The sequence below is a fragment of the Maricaulis maris genome (genome assembly GCF_049116555.1).
GTDB classification, from domain to species: domain Bacteria; phylum Pseudomonadota; class Alphaproteobacteria; order Caulobacterales; family Maricaulaceae; genus Maricaulis; species Maricaulis maris_C.
In genome coordinates this window covers 170,820-188,183 of the sequence record NZ_JAGDYT010000003.1, presented here as the reverse complement: position 1 = coordinate 188,183, position 17,364 = coordinate 170,820, and the positions used below count along the sequence as shown (strand labels likewise).

General features: G+C 63.0%; 17 protein-coding genes and 1 tRNA gene. 13 read left to right on the top strand and 5 right to left on the bottom strand.

Annotated features, from left to right (window positions below; translation table 11 throughout):
- Nucleotides 1-222 precede the first annotated feature (222 nt).
- The gene (locus tag JXQ94_RS05580) at nt 223-675 is read left to right on the top strand and encodes a hypothetical protein (RefSeq protein ID WP_421922821.1); all 453 of its coding nucleotides are present in this window, start codon (nt 223-225) and stop codon (nt 673-675) included.
- 33 nt (nt 676-708) lie between these two features.
- Here the strand turns inward: JXQ94_RS05580 and JXQ94_RS05575 are convergent, their stop codons facing one another.
- Nucleotides 709-1,572 (bottom strand): hypothetical protein, encoded by an 864-nt coding sequence (locus JXQ94_RS05575; RefSeq protein WP_421922820.1) that lies wholly within the window; start codon nt 1,570-1,572, stop codon nt 709-711.
- Between the two features lie 69 nt (nt 1,573-1,641).
- Between JXQ94_RS05575 and JXQ94_RS05570 the strand changes: the two genes are divergently transcribed.
- The 5 genes from JXQ94_RS05570 (at nt 1,642) to JXQ94_RS05550 (ending at nt 5,960) form a co-directional block, all read left to right on the top strand.
- Nucleotides 1,642-2,097, top strand: a complete 456-nt coding sequence (locus JXQ94_RS05570; RefSeq protein WP_421922819.1) for a potassium channel family protein — start codon at nt 1,642-1,644, stop codon at nt 2,095-2,097.
- 96 nt (nt 2,098-2,193) lie between these two features.
- Nucleotides 2,194-4,203 carry a biotin carboxylase N-terminal domain-containing protein gene (locus JXQ94_RS05565; RefSeq protein WP_421922818.1) on the top strand — a complete coding sequence of 670 codons (2,010 nt, stop codon included), beginning with the start codon at nt 2,194-2,196 and terminating at the stop codon, nt 4,201-4,203.
- 30 nt (nt 4,204-4,233) lie between these two features.
- Nucleotides 4,234-4,773, top strand: a complete 540-nt coding sequence (locus JXQ94_RS05560; protein ID WP_421922817.1) for a DUF805 domain-containing protein — start codon at nt 4,234-4,236, stop codon at nt 4,771-4,773.
- Nucleotides 4,774-4,863: 90 nt separating this feature from the next.
- Complete coding sequence (locus JXQ94_RS05555; protein ID WP_421922816.1) at nt 4,864-5,316, top strand: DUF805 domain-containing protein; 453 nt, start codon at nt 4,864-4,866, stop codon at nt 5,314-5,316.
- Between the two features lie 113 nt (nt 5,317-5,429).
- Entirely contained in the window at nt 5,430-5,960 is a 531-nt protein-coding gene (locus tag JXQ94_RS05550; protein WP_421922815.1) for a hypothetical protein, read from the top strand.
- Here the strand turns inward: JXQ94_RS05550 and lipB are convergent.
- On the bottom strand, nt 5,957-6,643 hold the full coding sequence (gene lipB / locus JXQ94_RS05545) for a lipoyl(octanoyl) transferase LipB (RefSeq protein ID WP_421922814.1): 687 nt from the start codon (nt 6,641-6,643) through the stop codon (nt 5,957-5,959). The genes JXQ94_RS05550 and lipB overlap by 4 nt on opposite strands.
- Before the next feature lie 82 nt (nt 6,644-6,725).
- Here lipB and JXQ94_RS05540 point away from each other — a divergent pair, with 82 nt between their 5' ends.
- Nucleotides 6,726-6,974 carry a FliM/FliN family flagellar motor switch protein gene (locus JXQ94_RS05540; protein ID WP_041637474.1) on the top strand — a complete coding sequence of 83 codons (249 nt, stop codon included), beginning with the start codon at nt 6,726-6,728 and terminating at the stop codon, nt 6,972-6,974.
- 63 nt (nt 6,975-7,037) lie between these two features.
- A tRNA-Leu gene (locus JXQ94_RS05535) sits at nt 7,038-7,124 on the top strand.
- An 86-nt stretch (nt 7,125-7,210) separates the two neighbouring features.
- Here JXQ94_RS05535 and JXQ94_RS05530 read toward each other — a convergent pair.
- Complete coding sequence (locus tag JXQ94_RS05530) at nt 7,211-8,149, bottom strand: hypothetical protein (RefSeq protein ID WP_421922813.1); 939 nt, start codon at nt 8,147-8,149, stop codon at nt 7,211-7,213.
- A 229-nt stretch (nt 8,150-8,378) separates the two neighbouring features.
- Between JXQ94_RS05530 and mgtE the strand changes: the two genes are divergently transcribed.
- From mgtE to JXQ94_RS05505, 5 genes are all read left to right on the top strand, one after another.
- Complete coding sequence (mgtE, locus tag JXQ94_RS05525; RefSeq protein WP_421922812.1) at nt 8,379-9,770, top strand: magnesium transporter; 1,392 nt, start codon at nt 8,379-8,381, stop codon at nt 9,768-9,770.
- Nucleotides 9,771-9,821: 51 nt separating this feature from the next.
- Nucleotides 9,822-10,766, top strand: a complete 945-nt coding sequence (locus JXQ94_RS05520) for a Kelch repeat-containing protein (protein ID WP_421922811.1) — start codon at nt 9,822-9,824, stop codon at nt 10,764-10,766.
- A 78-nt stretch (nt 10,767-10,844) separates the two neighbouring features.
- Complete coding sequence (locus JXQ94_RS05515; RefSeq protein ID WP_421922810.1) at nt 10,845-12,878, top strand: glycoside hydrolase family protein; 2,034 nt, start codon at nt 10,845-10,847, stop codon at nt 12,876-12,878.
- Between the two features lie 78 nt (nt 12,879-12,956).
- Complete coding sequence (locus tag JXQ94_RS05510; protein ID WP_421922809.1) at nt 12,957-14,129, top strand: isovaleryl-CoA dehydrogenase; 1,173 nt, start codon at nt 12,957-12,959, stop codon at nt 14,127-14,129.
- Between the two features lie 111 nt (nt 14,130-14,240).
- A complete protein-coding gene (locus JXQ94_RS05505; RefSeq protein WP_421922808.1) occupies nt 14,241-14,741 on the top strand; it encodes a lysozyme inhibitor LprI family protein in 501 nt (166 codons plus the stop codon).
- On the opposite strand, the gene JXQ94_RS05500 is transcribed toward JXQ94_RS05505, so the two are convergent.
- Both JXQ94_RS05500 and JXQ94_RS05495 read right to left on the bottom strand, forming a co-directional pair.
- A complete protein-coding gene (locus JXQ94_RS05500; protein ID WP_421922807.1) occupies nt 14,726-16,480 on the bottom strand; it encodes a patatin-like phospholipase family protein in 1,755 nt (584 codons plus the stop codon). The two genes, JXQ94_RS05505 and JXQ94_RS05500, sit on opposite strands and share 16 nt — an antisense overlap.
- Before the next feature lie 127 nt (nt 16,481-16,607).
- Nucleotides 16,608-17,243 carry a hypothetical protein gene (locus JXQ94_RS05495; protein WP_421922806.1) on the bottom strand — a complete coding sequence of 212 codons (636 nt, stop codon included), beginning with the start codon at nt 17,241-17,243 and terminating at the stop codon, nt 16,608-16,610.
- Nucleotides 17,244-17,364 lie beyond the last annotated feature (121 nt).

Below are 17,364 nucleotides of genomic sequence, written 5' to 3'. Positions count from 1 at the left end.
CGGCGCGCGGCGAGCGGAACGGCTTGGGGCGGAAGGCTTGCCGCCACTGCGGGCCATCGGGCGTGCCGGATAGGGTGCGTTCCAGGACACGCAAACTCGCTCAATCCCGATTGACATTGCCGGCGAAGTTTCTGACCACGGTGTCGAAAATGGCGCTGCGAGTTCCTTGAGTTACCGGGACTGCGGGCAAGGATTGGATAACGAAGAAAGGCGCCGGTCGCCATGAGCAAGCAAGCCGGTCTGGCATCTTCGATGAGTATACGGGTCGTGATTACTCTAGCGACGATCCGGATCGTTTATTCTTTTGGCTGGTTGACGGTTGCCTTGGCGGTCCGGGCTGGATTGATGGAGCCGGGGGTCGAGTTCCTGACCTATGCCTCCCAGGTGTCATCTTGGGTGTTCATCGGATGGAGTGTCTATCTGTCCGGCTATGTGATTGCGACCATACTGGTCTGGCGGTCCAGGCTGGCACTGGCGACGACGATCTATTTCGCCAGTGCGATACTCCACGCTTACATGTGGTTTGTCTTCACGTCCTCGGCCCCTGGGCTCGTCTACGGCATCACGATCGGCTCTGTGTCGGACACGATCACAAATGTGCTCGACCTGGGGCTGATCGCTTATCTCATCATCATGCTCTTCCGCCGAAATGCGCTGATTCCCCAGGCGCGCTAGGACAGCGTTTCCCGATGAGGGGCTGCGTTGTCGCTAGCGCGTTGGCTTGGGCCGAATGGCCGGAATCAGGCCGACGACGAAAGTGACAAGCAGCAGGCCGCCCAAGGGGTAAAGCGCGTGTGCGAGCGCATTGCCTTCTGGCATGCCGGCCAGCAGGACCAGCGCGATAACCAGCCGTCCGCCGCGCACGCGGGCCTGGCTGAGCGGTTCGCCGCGTGCATCACAGACACTGGTCGGTTTCGGGCAGAAGAAGGCGCTTGCGAGCCCGATCACGACCAGACCGCCGATGATGCTCATCAATGTCGTCGAGGCGGCTTCCGGCCACAGGAGAGCGACGAAATCGCCTTCCAGCGTGATCAGCTGCCAGACGGTAAAGGAGAGGGCAATCAGGGCCGCAATCAGGGCCAGAGAGCGGGACCGGTCGAGCTGGACATCGATCGCTATGGCGATGGCGGCGACGACACCCATCAAGGCATAGCCTTCCGAGAAGACGGAGAGGCCGGCGAGGATCAGCACCATAACCAGATCACCCGGCTTGGCCGGTTGCCCGACCGTGCGGTTGACCGTTCGCGCGGCCATGAGTGCAAAAGCCAGCGTCCAGACGGCGACCGGCAGGCCGAGCACAAGGGCGTAGAGCACCAGTGCGGCGCTGGCGAAGGCGGTCAGATTGCGATCGGGATCGGCTTCCCGGCCCAGCGCCCAGACGAGGAAACTCACCAGCATCCCTTCCAGCCCTGAGATCACGGCATTCACGGCACCGCCGCCTGCGGAGGCATAGGCATAGATTCCGAGGCCGAGTGCGATCAGCGGCAGCGCAATCAACACGGCGCGATTGGTTGGATATTTCGCTTCCAGCGGCCGGGCGATGGAGGTCAGGCGGTAAAGGGGTTTGCTCATTGATCGATTCCTCTTTGCACCGGAGACTAGGACGACTCGCGCGCGCTGACAGCCTCGGAGGGATTGCGAATGATGGATGCCATGCTCGTCTCGACCGGAATGGCTGTCTGGACCGTGCTGGTTCACATGGTCGGCCTTGGCTCGCTGCTGGCTCTGGCTCGCTTCCGAACCAGTCGAATCGATCCGCGTGGATCGGTTCTGCGGCAGGCCTTGTTCATCCTCATCATCGTTCTGGGCCTGTTTCTCGTGCATGCGGTCGAGATTTGGAGCTTCGCGCTGCTTTATCTCGCGCTGGGGGTCGTTTCGGGCTTTGAGGAGGCGCTCTATTTCTCCACCTCGACCTTCACAACACTGGGCTATGGTGATGTCATCATCGACAATCACTGGCGGTTGGTTTCAGCGATGGAGGGCTTTACCGGATTCTTGATGATCGGCTGGTCGACGGCCTTCCTCGTCTCCATCGTCGGCAAGCTGCGCGCCCTGGAAGCGGACTGGCTGGACCGCCCGCATGACGCGGATGACTGAGGCGAGCCGCCGCCGCCGCTTGCCGCCCGCGGGCAAGCCACGCTAAACCCGTGACAATCGTGCGGTATCGACCCGCACACGGATCAAGGGGCCAGCATGTTCAAGAAGATCCTGATCGCCAATCGCGGTGAGATCGCGGTTCGTGTCATCAAGACCTGTCAGCGTCTGGGGATCGCCACTGTGGCGGTTTATTCCGAGGCGGATGCGGACAGCCTTGCTGTCGAGATGGCGGATGAAGCGATCTTCATCGGCCCGCCGGCACCGGGCGAAAGCTATCTCGTGCTCGACAAGATTCTCGACGCGGTGAAACAGACCGGCGCCGATGCCGTGCATCCCGGCTTCGGTTTCCTGTCCGAGAACCCGGCCCTGCCCAAGGCGCTTGAAAAAGCCGGTGTCGGCTGGATCGGCCCGAATATCCACGCCATCGATGCGATGGGTGACAAGATCCGCTCCAAACAGCTTGCCGCCAAGGCCGGCGTGTCGACGATTCCCGGTGCAGATGGCGAGATCGCCGATGCCGATACCGCGCTGGCAGCCGCCAAGGCGATCGGTTACCCGGTCATGCTCAAGGCCTCGGCCGGTGGCGGCGGCAAGGGCATGCGGATCGCCCGCAGCGACAGCGAGGTCCGCGAAGGCTTCAAGGCCGCCCGCAACGAGGCCAAGTCGTCTTTCGGCGACGACCGCATCCTGATCGAGAAATTCATCGAGGAACCGCGTCATATCGAGATCCAGGTGATGGGCGACAAGCACGGTCATGTCATCCATCTCAATGAACGCGAGTGTTCGATCCAGCGGCGCAATCAGAAAGTACTCGAGGAGGCACCGTCGCCCTTCCTCGACAAGAAAACCCGCGACGCCATGGGGGCCCAGGCCGTCTCGCTCTCGGCTGCGGTTGACTATGACAGTGCCGGCACGGTCGAATTCATCGTCGACAAGGACAAAAATTTCTACTTCCTGGAGATGAATACCCGTCTTCAGGTCGAACATCCGGTCACCGAGCTGACCACCGGTGTTGATCTGGTCGAGCTGATGATCCGGTCGGCCTTTGGTGAGCCGTTGGGTCTGACCCAGCGCGACGTGCCGATCAAGGGCTGGGCCGTGGAAGCCCGGCTCTATGCCGAAGACCCCTATCGCGGATTCCTGCCCTCGATCGGCCGCCTCAAGCGCTTCCAGGAGCCGGCGGAGGGCAAGCTGGGCGAGGGCGAGCTGCGGATCGATTCCGGAGTTCGCGAGGGCGATGAGATTTCGCTTTTCTATGATCCGATGATTGCCAAGGTGATCGGGTATGGCAAGGATCGCGAGACCGCGATCGACACGCTGGCTGCGGCCCTAGACCGGCTTCATGTTGAAGGCCTGCAATCGAATGCTCCCTTCCTCTCGGCGGTACTCGACGAAGCGGATTTCCGCGCCGGACGAATCCATACCGGCTATATCGGCGAGCATTATCCGGAGGGCTTCAACGGCACCGCGCCGCGTGAGGAACAGCTTGTCGCGATGACGTGCGCCGCGGCTTTTGTGCATGAGACCTTCGTGCGCCGTGCCAGCCAGATCGAGGGACGCATGCGCCCCGCCGACGAGCCGGATGTCCGTGAATGGGTCGTGCTTCTGGACAAGCGTCGCATCCCTGTCGAAATCGAGATGACCGCCCCGGGGCGGGCCACCGTCTGGGCGCCTTCGCTGGCGTCGGAACGGCTTGAAGTCGACACCGAATGGCGTGCCGGCGAGCATCTGTTTGAAGCCATGATCAATGGCGAGGCCATCGCCCTGGAATTCGCCGACCGGACCGAAGGCTACAAATTGCGCCATCGCGGCTTCTCCGCCGTGGCCCTTGTCTGCACCGCCCGCGCAGCCGAGCTGCATGCCCTGCTTCCGGAAAAGGAAAAGCCGGACATGGCCAAGCTGGTCGTCTCGCCCATGCCAGGCCTCGTCGTCTCGCTGGAAGTCGAGGAAGGGCAGTCCGTCAAGACCGGTGAGCCACTGGTGATCGTGGAGGCAATGAAGATGGAAAATGTGCTGCGGGCTGAAACCGACGGTACGATCAAGTCCATCAAGGTCGAGCCGGGCGCCTCCGTCGCGGCTGATGAACTCCTTGTTGAATTCGATTAGGCCGGGGTCATCCCGGGGAAGGCGGACGCGATGAATTGGCAATTCCTATTGCTCGACCCGAATGGCCGGATCGCGGCTCGAGAGTACTGGATTGGTGTCGCGATCATTGTCGGCGGGAATATTCTGGCCGATATCATCCCGATCCTCGGCGGTCTGATCTGGCTCGGCCTGATCTGGGTTGGCCTGTGCGTCTACGGCAAGCGCCTGCACGATACCGGCCGCAGCGCTGCCATCCATGCAGTGCCGTGGATCGCCAGCTTTGTGCTCTCTGTGCTGGCCGTGCTCATGGTGGGAGGAGCAATCCTGTCGGGCCTTATGTCCGGCGAAAACGTTGGCCCCGGACTATTCCTGTCGGCGGGTGGCGGCCTGCTCTTTCTGGGTGGGCTGGGCATGCTGATTTGGGCTGGATACACGGTCTGGCTGGGATTGGCGCTGGGGGATAATGGGCCCAATCAATACGGTCCCGAGCCCGTGATCGATATCGCGGCGACTTTCGGTGATGCCACGGAACCCCGGGAACAACAGTCCGATACCGAGACGAAGGCGAACGAAACCGATACGCCGCGCTAACCGTATTTCGCGTGTCGGGCGAAATTGGCGTGGAGAATTCGTGGACTCCGCGTAGACTTGTCCGCCTCATGACAGGGGAGGGTCAAAGCCATGTCACTCGACGATTTCATTCTCAAACCCGCTGAGGCCAAACAAATCCTGTTTGGCTCGGCAGGTAAGCTTTCACCGCAGGACTTCGCCAAGGGCATCATCGCGATCGTGGTGATCAATCTGGTGATGCAGTTCCTGACCTTGTTGCCGGGCATTGGCATGCTGGTCGCGATCATCGGGATCGTGGTCGGACTCGCCTCGATCTATGCGTGGGTGTGCGTCTATTCCAAGCGCTTCCATGACGCCGGCAAATCCGGCTGGATGACCATAGGTGCCTTCCTTGGTGTGGTCGTGGTCGCTGTGGCGGTCAGCTTCATTCTCGCCCCGGTTCTCAATGGTGGGGCTTCATCTACCGGCTTCGGTATGGCGACGACCTTCGGCAGCGTCATGGCGTCCAATCTGGCCAGCGTGATCGCGAACGGTGTGGTCGGATACTTCGTCTACAAGATGTAGGCAGACCGGCCCGGTGTGCCGCGAGCCGGTTTTCGCGCTGAATTCTGCTTGATTGAGGCCGGTTCCCGGGTAGATACGGGGGCCGGCCATTTCTCTGCCCACAGGATGAATCCATGAACCCGCTCGCCATGCTCATGCCCACTCACCGCGCGTCGGTCTCAGCCTTTGTGCTGGGACTGGCTGCTCTGGCTACGATCGATGCCTTGCGGCTGGCCTTCGGGACTGCGCCGATTCCGGGTTTTATCCCGCTCTTCGTGATCTGGTGGGTGTGCTTCTCGCTTTTCGCAAACAGGCGGCGCCATGCGGGCCGTGACACCGGGCTGGCCCTCTTGCCAATCCTTCTCGCCATCCTCGCCAAGGGTGTCGGGGCGATAGTCGGGATCGGCCTGCGATCGTTCGAGGCGATGATGACCTTCGCCGAGGAGCAAGGTGTCGATACAGCGGATCAGATGGCCTTGAATGAGGCCATGATGGATCCCGGCTTTCAGCCGGCTTTTCAGGCTTGGCTCGAGGCGGATGAGGCGCGATTGCTGGAAATGCTCAGCGCCGGCGCCTGGCCGTCATTCATCGGATTCTGGGTTGTCGCGGGTGTGTTCGGTCTATGGTTCGCGACCTTGCAACGCAACGGATCGGCGAACGCTTAGAGCGCTTCGACCGCAAGCACGGGCGGGTCGACCCTCCGGACATCACCGAAGGCATCCGTCCAGGCGAGGTGTAGCGCCACATCGAAATCCGCCATCGCGACCTGGTGCCCGAGATCGGCCAGCGACGTCACGCCGTAGAGCGGGTTTGAGATGCCGCACGGCGTGATTCCGGTGAAGTGCCCGAGCTCGGGGTCGACATTGAAGGCGATGCCGTGGAAGGACACCCAGCGACGCAGGCGCACGCCAATGGCTGCGATCTTGTCTTCGCGGCCATCGCTGCGATTGACCCAGACACCGACGCGCCCCTCGCGGATGCCCGCCTCGATGCCGAATTGCGCCGCGGCACCGATCAGCCAGGCTTCCAGCGACTGGATGAATTTGCGCACATCGCGACCGCGGCGTGTCAGATCGAGCATGACATAGGCCACGCGCTGGCCTGGCCCGTGATAGGTGTATTCGCCGCCGCGCCCGGTCTCATGGACCGGGAATCGGTCCGGTGCGAGCAGGTCATCGGGCTTCGCGCTGGTCCCGGCCGTATAAAGCGGCGGGTGTTCCAGCAGCCAGACGAGTTCTTCCGCCTCGCCAGCCGCAATCGCGGCGGCCCGCGATTCCATGAAGGCGAGGGCGGGTTCATAGGCCGTCAGGCCGGGCGAAACAGCCCATTCGACGTTTTGTAATGCCATATCTTGAAGTCTTAACGCTGCGGAAACCGTATTGGCCAAACATCTGCCTCGCGATGAGGATCCGCAAGTCCTGGAGTGCGACGTGAGTCAGATCAGTTCGGTGGAAGTGGAAATATCAGTCCTGTTGGGCCGGTCGAAGATGCCGATCCAGCAATTCCTCCGCATGGGACGCGGTGCGGTGATCCCGCTCGATTCGGGCGAGGACGACCAAGTGTGGATATTGGCCAATAATCATCCCATCGCGCGCGGGGATGTTGTCATCCAGGGCGATCGCATTGCCGTGTCCATCACAGGGCCGGCAGATGCCAATGAATTCTTCGCAGCTGCATAAACCGTTGCAATACCCTCTTCACAAGGTGCGGGGATGTTGCTATCTCCCGCGCCTCCATGACGTGCGGTCGTGGCGGAATTGGTAGACGCGCAGCGTTGAGGTCGCTGTGGGGTAAAACCCGTGGAAGTTCGAGTCTTCTCGACCGCACCATCACTCTCCCGAGCGAGAGCGATACCCCTCCTTGAGATTTGCGTTCCTTGAGATCGGCCCGCGTCGCGGTGTCGGCCTGCGATCGCTCAGCTGTGCCGGCTGTCGGTCTTCACACGGATGGGGGCCAGCACCGCCAGGCGATAGGCTGCGGAGACGCAGGCGATACTGCCCAGGCAATAGGCGACAATCAGCAGGTTGAGCGGCAATTCCTCGAAGACCAGCGTCGCCCAGTAACGTGCCGTTCCGAAATCACCCGGTAGTTCACCAGGCCCGGCAGGCATATTTTCGGCGATCACGTCAACGAGCGCGCTGGACCACAGCATCACCGGGATGACGAGCGCCGTCGCGGCGAGGGCGAAAATCCAGAGACTGGTTGCCAGGCCGGGCCCCACACCGGCCGAACGCTGCAGCGCACCGCCGAACCAGTCGCGCTGCCCAAGCACGCTTGCAGGGTAGAGAAAGCTGAGCCGGGCAAACAGGACGCTCAGCCGGATCGCTGCAAGGCCGGCCATCGCGCCGACGAGATAGAGTGGACCATCGCCGGTTATGCCGGCATAGCCGGCCAGCGCCACCAAAAGTGCGGCGCCCAGGAAGACGAGGGCGGCTGCAGCGAGGCCCAGAAGGCCGAAGACGACAGAGCGCAAAAGGATGCGCCAATAGCCGGTCTCCGGCATTTCTATCCCGGCGTCACGGGCGGGTCGGTCGAGTAGGGCGCGATGTCCCAGAAAGATCAGGACTGCCGTCATCATCGTGTCGAAGAGAGAGGTCGAGCGTCCGATCAGGCTGTAGAGCAGGCTGACCACGGTATAGCCGACGCTGACGCTGATCCACAGCAGCACCAGGCTCCCGGCACGCTGACTGGCGGTCTCCACGGCCAGGGACAGTATCGCCCGGGCGGAGGCCGCGGACGGATTGGTCGGGGGGCGCAGGAAGCTCAGGAGGAGGAGGCTCGCAAGGGCAAGGCCGCCGCCAATGCCCAGCCCGATCAGAATCGGCCAGTTTTCTTCCCGAAACAGATCGAACACGCAGCGCCCCCGCAAACCCCGTCTTTTTGTTTATCCTGTCATCTCGGGGCGTCAATGTGGCGGTCGGCGCTGAGCAGGGCAGCAATGGCGCCCGAAATCCGCCATTGAGTGCGTGTAGATGCGGATTCCCAAGGCGGTCGATTGAGCTTGTACCGACAGGCGGTTAAGACTGCCGGGTCCGAGCGCTGACAGCGAGCGGTCGAAACACCGAACTTCCACGGAGGCCTGCATGGGCGAAGCCGCTTTTGATGACGACGTCCTGATCGATTCGCCTGCTCGGGCGGATACGGATCCGGAATTTGTCGCCAATCTGCGGCAGGCCATCGCGGATGCGGATGATGACCTCGTCCGACGCATGCTGATGCCATTGCACGAAGCTGACATTGCCGACGTGCTCGAACAGCTCTCGGGCAATCAGCAAGCGACCCTGGTCGAGCTGGCCCCGGACATCTTTACCGGTGAGGTTCTCGCCGAGCTCGAGCCGGATGCGCGCGAAGTCGTGATGGAATATCTGGACACCGCGCATCTGGCGGCGGCGATCCAGGAGCTCGATTCCGATGACGCGACAGAAGTCGTCGAGGAGATGGATGATGAAACGCGTGCCGCCGTGCTCGCGGAAATCTCCGACAGTGATCGCGAAGCGGTTGAGCGAAGCCTGTCCTTCGAGGACGAGACGGCCGGTCGTCTCATGCAGCGCGAATTCGTGGCTGCGCCGGAATTCTGGTCCGTGGGACACGCGCTGGACCATATGCGGGATGCAAGCGAGGATCTGCCGGACACGTTCCACGACCTTTTCGTGATCGATACCGGGTTTCGCCCGGTCGGCGAGATCCCTGTCTGCCGCTTGTTGAGTGCGCGCCGGGATGTCGCCCTGAGCGATCTGATGGAAACGCCGCGCATCCTCGTCGAGCCGGAAACCGACCAGGAGGAGGTCGCCTATCTCTTCCAGAAATATCACCTCGTCTCGGCGCCGGTCGTCGATGCTGCCGGACGGCTGACCGGCATGCTGACGCTGGACGATATCGTCCACGTCATCCAGGACGAGAACAAGGAAGACATGCTCGCTCTTGCCGGGGTCAACGACGCCGGTCTGGCCGATACCGTCTATCGCTCGGTGCGCTCCCGCGCGCCCTGGCTGCTGGTCAATCTGGCGACGGCCATTCTGGCCTCGGGTGTCATTGCCCTGTTCGAGGGCGCCATCTCGCAGGTCGTGGCTCTGGCGGTTCTGATGCCGATCGTCGCGTCGATGGGGGGCAATGCCGGGACCCAGTCATTGGCTGTTGCCGTGCGCTCGATTGCCGAGCGTGATCTGACCGCAGCCAATGCCTTGCGGGTCGTCTGGCGCGAACTGGCCACCGGAATGGTCAACGGGATCATCTTCGCCATCGTGATGGGCGCCGTGACAGTCGTGTGGTTCCAGGACTGGCAGCTCGCCGGTGTCATCGCGGCGGCCATGGTGCTCAATCTCGGATGCGCCGGCCTGTCTGGCATTCTGATCCCGCTGGGCATGGTGCGGGCCGGCGCCGACCCGGCGGTGGCATCGTCCGTCTTCGTGACCACGGTAACCGATGTTGTCGGCTTTCTCGCATTCCTGGGGCTGGCGACACTCGTCCTCTTGTGATGATATTCCGGTGTGGGTCGGCGAGGACCTGACCAATCGAATGGTGAACACGTGCGTTATATTGCCCTTATCCTGAGCCTTCTGGCCTTGGTTGCCGGACCTGTTTCTGCCCAGGGAGGATGGGAGACCGCCGCCCGGCTGGACGCCTCCCGCGCCGGGCTTGGCGTTGTCGTGCATGAGGGGCGCATCTATGCGGCCGGCGGATCCGGGCTGACCGATCCGCGCGACGAGTTTGAAAGCTATGATCTGGAGCTGGACCGCTGGTTCCCGGAAACACCCTTGCCGCGTGGCCTGGAACGTTTCGGAATGGCCTCGATCAATGACCGGATCTATGTCGCTGGTGGCTATGCCCGCGGCGAGGATGGCGTTGCGCCCAGCGCCGGTGTTTGGTCCTGGTCTTTCGCGGGCAATATCTGGCAGAGCGAGGCGGCCATGCCGGCTGCCAAGGCGGACATGGCCCTGGTTGCCTTCGGCGACGCGCTCTACGCCTTCGGTGGTCTGAATGATGATGGAAATGCCTTTGTCTTCGACCCTGAAGCACGCAGTTGGGAGACGCTTGATGTGCCGGTCGGCGTGACACGCCGAGGCATGGCGGCTGCCGTAATCGAGGGGCGCATCTATCTGGCCGGTGGCCGGCTTGATGGGGAAACCGTAACCCGCTTCGATGTGTTCGATCCGGAAACCGGCGCGTGGGCCCAGCTTCCTGACCTGCCATCTCCGCGTTCAGGCGCTGCGGTGGCGGCGCTCGATGGACGAATCCATCTGCTCGGTGGTCGAGGCGCGGATGCGCGCGAAACGCTTCAGACGCATGTCTCCTGGCAACCGGGTGAAACTGCCTGGCGCGAGGAAGCGATGCTGCCCGCTCCGCGAACCGGGGGCGGCGCGGCCGTGCTCAATCACGAGATCTACCTGATCGGCGGCGGGTCCGGGGGTGGTTTCCTGGCGCCATTCACCGCCCTTGATACAACCGATGTGTTTGATCCGGGGCGTGAATAGGGCTCCGGCGTCAGGCTTGCAGAGGTCGAGGCATTCTTTGACGCGCTGTCCTGAAACGGAACACGCATGAAACCGCGATTGAAAACTTCTCCGGCTGCCCGCGACCTGATCAAGCGGTTCGAGCCCTTCCGAGCTGAGGCCGTCCAGAGTGAGGATGGTCGCTGGGTGGTTGGTTATGGCCACCGCGCCGCCGCCAAGGCGGGCGTGACAGTGACCGAGGATGAAGCAGCACTTTTGCTCATCTATGACGTCATGCGCGCCGAGGAAGTCGTTGATGACAGCATTACCGGCCCGCTCTCGCGTGGCCAGCGGGATGCGCTCACCTCCTTTGTGCATGATGTCGGCGTGGACCGTTTCCGCGGGTCCGATGTCGCGCGCTATCTCTTTGAGGGACGGGCGCGCGCTGCCGGTGAGGCGCTGGCGATCCATGGCGATGATGCCTCCGCGCGACGCGAGGCCGAAAGCACGCTTTTCCTTGATGCCCTGATGCCGGCCAAGCCGGGTCAGTCCCGCAAATCCGAGCCGGTCGAGCTGGTCATCAAGATCGAGCATCCCAGCGAGGAACGCGTGCTGGAAGGCGCGATCGGTGGCGGCGACACCCCGCCGCCGGACGCCTTTTCCGATCTGCCGCCACCGCCGCCACCGCCGGATGCCGGTCTCGCGCGTCGGCGGGAAGCCGAAGACGAGATCGCCCGCATCCTGGCCGCCGTCGAAGCGCTGCCGCCGGACGTGCGACAGGACCTTACCGAACCGTCGATGGAGCCCGTGGCCGAAGCGGTCTCCGACATGCGCGACGACCCGATCGAGGCCGAGTATCAGGCTGTCGAGCCGGACGTGTCGGAGGTCGATGCCGAGTGCGATACAGCGCTGGCCGACGCCCCCGCGACCGCGGATGAAATGGCCGATACCGTCCCGGTAGAGGATGAGGCCGCTACCGAGCCAGATGTCGCGGCCGTCGATGCGCCGCAGGCCCAACTGGACCCGGAAACGGCTGCGGACCGCGTGATCGCGCGTATGGACGAGGAAATCGGCGAGGCTGCGACGGCGCAGGCTGAAAACGTCGCTGACGCTGACTCTGAGGCGCCGGCCGCCGAAGTCACACCGAACGTGCCGACGCGCGAGCCTGAGGTCGCGCCTGAGGTCGAGCCGGAACGCCCGGTCGCCGCGGCCCCGATCGCCGCTTTCGATCTTCCAGAAGGCACGGGGCTGGGTTTCGTCCTGGCCAACCGCCAGCCGGTCGCCGATCCGGAAGCAAACGCATCGATTGCTGAAACCGAGCCCGAGGTCGCGCCTGAATCAGAACCGCAGTCGGCGGCAGCTTTGCCGGAGCATTACGCGATGGCGCTGCCTCAGGGCATGGGGCTGGGCTATGCGCTGACCAGCGTCATGGAAGGGCGTTTCCTTACCGAGGACGAGGCGGAAGTCGCGCCTGAAGCCGAACCGGAAGCCCAACCGCAAGCCGAGCCTGACGCGGAGCCGGAGTCTGCTGAGGTCGTCGACGATTTAACTGCGCCGGATATCGACGTCGATGCCGAGCCGGTGGTCGAACCGGCTGCTGCGGGCGATTCCGGATCCGAATCAGAACTGCGCCCCGCGGACGAGGCCGATATCCCAGCGGAGATCATTGAGCGGGCTGTCAGCCTCTCTGGCGATGATACACCACCGCCGCATCCGGCAGACATGCCGGCCGAGGCTGCAGGAGCCGTCGGTGAGGTCGAGGGCGAGCCTGGCTCGCCGTCGGACGCAATCGAACCGGGGGCGGATGCTCTGGCGGCGGAAGATCCGCTTATGGACGGGGCTGACCCGATGTCCGATGCCGACGATGATTTCTCACCCCGTGACCTGGCAGCCGATGTGCACGCCACGGATGATCGCCCGGGACCGAGTTCCGACGACGGGATGTGGACGTTCCTGGCGGTCCTGGTCGCTGGCTTGTTGCTGGCAGGCTTTGGCAGCGTGCTCGCTGCGGCCGAGTGGGACTACATCATGGCCCAGCGAGAAATGACGCTGAACTTCGGTATGGCCCTCGCGGGATTTTTCCTCGTGATTGTGGCTGGATGGCAACTCGCGTCCATTTGGCTGTCCAAGTTGAAACAAAAGGCCGGCAACTAGCCGTTTTCGCGCCATTCTGTTTCGCGGCCCGCACCGGTCTCTCTTGACCCGGTCGCGGGCCGTGATACATCGCGCGGCATGATACCGAACCAATACCCCTCGCTTGATTTCAACCTCGGTGACACGGCCGAAATGATCCGTGACACCGTCCGTTCCTTTGCCGCTGACGAGATCGCGCCGCGCGCTGCCGAGATCGACAAGAGCGATGTCTTCCCTGCCGACCTGTGGCAGAAGATGGGCGAGCTCGGTCTGCTGGGCATCACGGTCGGCGAAGAGGATGGCGGCACCGGGCTGGGCTATCTCGAGCATGTCATTGCGATGGAGGAGATCTCCCGCGCTTCGGCATCGGTTGGCCTGTCCTACGGTGCGCACTCCAATCTCTGCGTCAATCAGATGCGGCGCTGGGGCAATGCCGAGCAGAAGACGAAATACCTGCCCAAGCTGATCTCCGGTGAGCATGTCGGATCGCTGGCCATGTCCGAACCGGGTGCCGGGTCGGACGTCGTCTCCATGAAGCTCAAGGCCGAGCGCAAGGGTGATCATTTCGTGCTCAACGGCTCGAAAATGTGGATCACCAATGCGCCGGCCGCGAACACGCTGATCGTCTACGCCAAGACCGATACCAGTGCGGGCTCGCGCGGAATCTCCGCCTTCATCATCGAGCGCGGCATGAAGGGTTTCTCGGTCGCCCAGAAACTCGACAAGCTGGGCATGCGCGGCTCCGAGACGGGCGAGCTGGTCTTCGAGGATTGTGAAGTGCCGGTCGAGAACATGATGGGCGATGAGGGCAAGGGCGTCGAGATCCTGATGTCGGGTCTCGATTACGAACGCGCCGTGCTGGCGTCGGGTCCGGTCGGGATCATGCAGTCCTGCATGGACGTGGTGATGCCCTATATTCGAGAGCGCAAGCAATTCGGCAAGTCGATCGGCGAATTCCAACTCGTCCAGGGCAAGCTGGCTGACATGTATGTGCGCATGAATGCGACGCGCGCCTACGTCTATGCTGTCGCCCAGGCTTGTGACCGAGGCCAGACCACGCGCAAGGATGCCGCCGGCGCCATTCTCTACGCCGCCGAGGGGGCAACCCAGATGGCGCTGGACGCGATCCAGCTCTTGGGCGGGAATGGCTATATCAATGAATATCCCACCGGTCGTCTCCTGCGCGACGCGAAGCTCTATGAGATCGGTGCCGGTACCAGCGAGATCCGTCGCTGGCTGATCGGGCGCGAGCTGTTCGACGAGACGAATTAGTCAGCCTGTCTGATCGCTGAAACATGAAGAAGGCCTCGATCCACCCGGATCGGGGCCTTCTGCATGACCGCGCCTGATACAGCTGCTAACCTCACGCCAGGAGGACGCATAATGAGAGCGGTATTGGTCTTCACATTGGCCCTGGCAGGTCTGCTGGGATGTTCTGCGGAAATGTCGGCAGCCCAGCCGGGCGGCATGGACCGACTGTCGGCCTATGACACGATTGATGCCTGTCTTTACCGCGAAGTCGGACGCGAGGGACGCCAGAGCTGTATCGGCGAGTACCGCGCCGTTTGTGAGGAATTGTCCGTCGATGGCGAGACCATGGCCGGCATGATGATATGTGCGGGCGAAGAATATGAAGCCTGGGATCGCTGGCTCAATGACGCCTATCGGGAGCTGCGCGAAAGCCTGCCCGAAACCTCCATCGCCGATTTGCGCGAAGCCCAGCGCAGCTGGATAGCCCATCGCGACCAGGATTGCCTCTTCCTGTCTGGCCTGTATGCGGGCGGATCAATGCAATCGCTCGAGCAGGCGGCCTGTCTGACCCGCAAGACCGCCGAGCGAGCGATCGAGCTGATGCACTGGGATCGCGACTATCCGCCTTTTTGAGGCGGCGCCTTCAGGCCCAGCGTTACCCGCATTTCGTCATCAATGCCGGCCAGCATGCCCTGGGCGGCGTCATAGCCGGCGTCGCGAACTTCCTCGAACTTCTCCCATTCACGGATATCGATCGAGGTTTCCGGCAGGATGAGCAGGTCGGCGGCTTCGCGGCCGATATCGCGGTGATCGGCGACGCCGATCGTCGCAGCCCGCATCAGCAGGGAGGCAATTGGCGGCGGTGATTTGAGGCCGTTCTTGCGCACCCATTCGATGAAGCCGGGCGGGTCCTCGAAATCGGCCGGATTCAAGCCCTGGGCGCGGGTGACGTCAACGCCGACCACCGGTCCGCGATGGAAGGCGCGCATTTCGCGGGCCGGAAAATTGGTGAAAACAGCGCCGTCGACCAGGATCTGACCGTTCACCACGACCGGTGGCAGCAGGCCCGGAATGGCGATCGAGGCGCGCAGGGCATGCCGCAGGGAGCCGGTTCGGTGCACTTCGGGGCGACCGCTGGCGAGATTGGATGACAGGCAGAAGAAGGGGCGTACCATCTCGGCAATCTCGACATCGCCGAAATGTTCCTTCAGACGGGCATCGACCTTCTCGCCCTTGGCCAGCGAGACCACAGGCAGGGTCCAGTCATCAAGCGGATTGGAATCGACAAAGGCCTTGCGGATGCGCCGTTCCAGCTCGTCATCGGACCAGTCCAGTGCGATTCCGGCGGCAATGATTGCGCCCATCGAGGCGCCGCCGACGAAGTCGAAGGGCATACCGGCCTCCCGCAAGGCGCGGATGGCGCCCATATGGGCATAGGCCCGGGCGCCGCCACCGGAGACGACAACCCCGACCGAGCGCCCGGCCAGTGTGCGCGCGAGGCGCGCGGTATCGGCGACATGCTGGTTCTGGCGCCAGTGAAAGACCCGCGCCGCATCTGCGGCATTGGCCCAATCCTGCGGGCGCGAGGCGGCGGTGACACCGCCGGGGTGCAACAGGACGACATCGAGGAGTTTCAGCCGCATGGCGGGTGAGGGGTCGTCAGGCAGGAGCGGAGTTGAGGGGCGCGCATCCGCGCGCGCCAAAAGCCACATCCGGTCGGCCCGCCCCATTGCCCGCCTTGCCCAACCCGGATTGGAGAAGCGGGCAGCCAGCAGCACGATGTCGCAATCCTGCTCCAGCGCATCCAGCTTCTGTCCGCTCCAGTCGGCACAGGTCTCGTCCGCGATTCCGCAGCTGACTCCCATGGCCTGCAAGGTGGATGCGAGTTCCTTGGCCCGATACTCGACATCGATCGTCGGCGATGTGCTGATCAGGGCGAAAACCCTGGGCTCTGACCCGGCCGCGCGCCGCGGTCCGCGAAGCCGGGCCAGCATCATGCGCGACAATTCCCGCATCAGGCTGGCATGCTTGTTGGTCAGGCGTTCGAAACTGGCCTTGGGCAGGCGCACAAGTTCGCTGTCGCGCAGGGCATAGACGCTGGCCTGGTGGGGCGTCTCGTCCAGCATCGACATTTCGCCGACAGGCTCGCCGGCGCGGATATAGCCCATCAGGTCGGGCCGACCCAGTGCACCGCTCCGGAAAGCGGCCAGGGCGCCGGAGCGGACCAGATAGATCGCATCAGCCTCATCGCCTTCGCGGAACAGAAGCTTGCCGGCAGGCAGGCAGAACCACTCGACCTCATGTTCGACGGCGTCGAGCACGGATTTCTCGACCCGGTTGAGGAAGGGAAGGAAGGAGAGGTTGAGGGCCATGGGTCCGCCAGCGGCTTGAATCGGCAACCAGTCTAGGGCCGCTCGGCGGGCTTGTGAAAGGGGGATGGGCCGCGTGCGGCTTCCCCTGTCGATCGGGAGTCAGAAACGGCTGGTCAGGAAAGGCGGATCAGAAGCGGCGCCGCAACACCAGATGGCCGACAGGCCGCACCGTGCGGGACTGGCTCTCGCCAATCGCCTCGGCATCCATGCGATCGAGATCCTCGAGAAGGGGCATGTGTTCGCCGGTATCGGGATCGAAGAGGATCATCTGATCCTCACTGGAGTCCTGGAAATAGGCGCCACCTTCCATGGTGATGCTCCAGGCGTCCATCGTGCGCACGGTAATCCCGGCCCCGAAATAGCGGGTGAGGGTGTCGATATTGGACCGGGTCAGCTCTTCCGAAAGCTCGGCATGGGGAAAGGCTGACCAGGCAGGCGCATCGGCCTGCCGCATCCACGCCGGAATGGCGCGGTCGCTGCGCGGGGAGATGGTACCGGCCGACAGGTAGAATTCATCGCCAAAGGGGTGCACGTCGATCTGACCGGAAACGGCCGAAATCTCGGACAGGTCAGCTCGGTCGGTCCCGATCAGGACGGGAACGCTTGAGGTACTGGAAGTATTAATGCGCCAGCGCAGGACGGACGCCTCACCGGCGTCACTGATTCCTGCCACCCAAGCCGCCGAATCATTGACGTCCTGTGCTTTGGCAATACTTGATGCGGACGCACAAAGTGCGGCAACAACAATAACTTGTACGCGCATGGGCACCTCCCACAAGAACCGGAGCGAGTTTAGCGCATTCCGGCTCCAATCCCCATCAGCCTGTGAGGGAGGACTGAATCATGTCTTAACCGGATGCGGGACTCATTAAGAATTCGCGCCT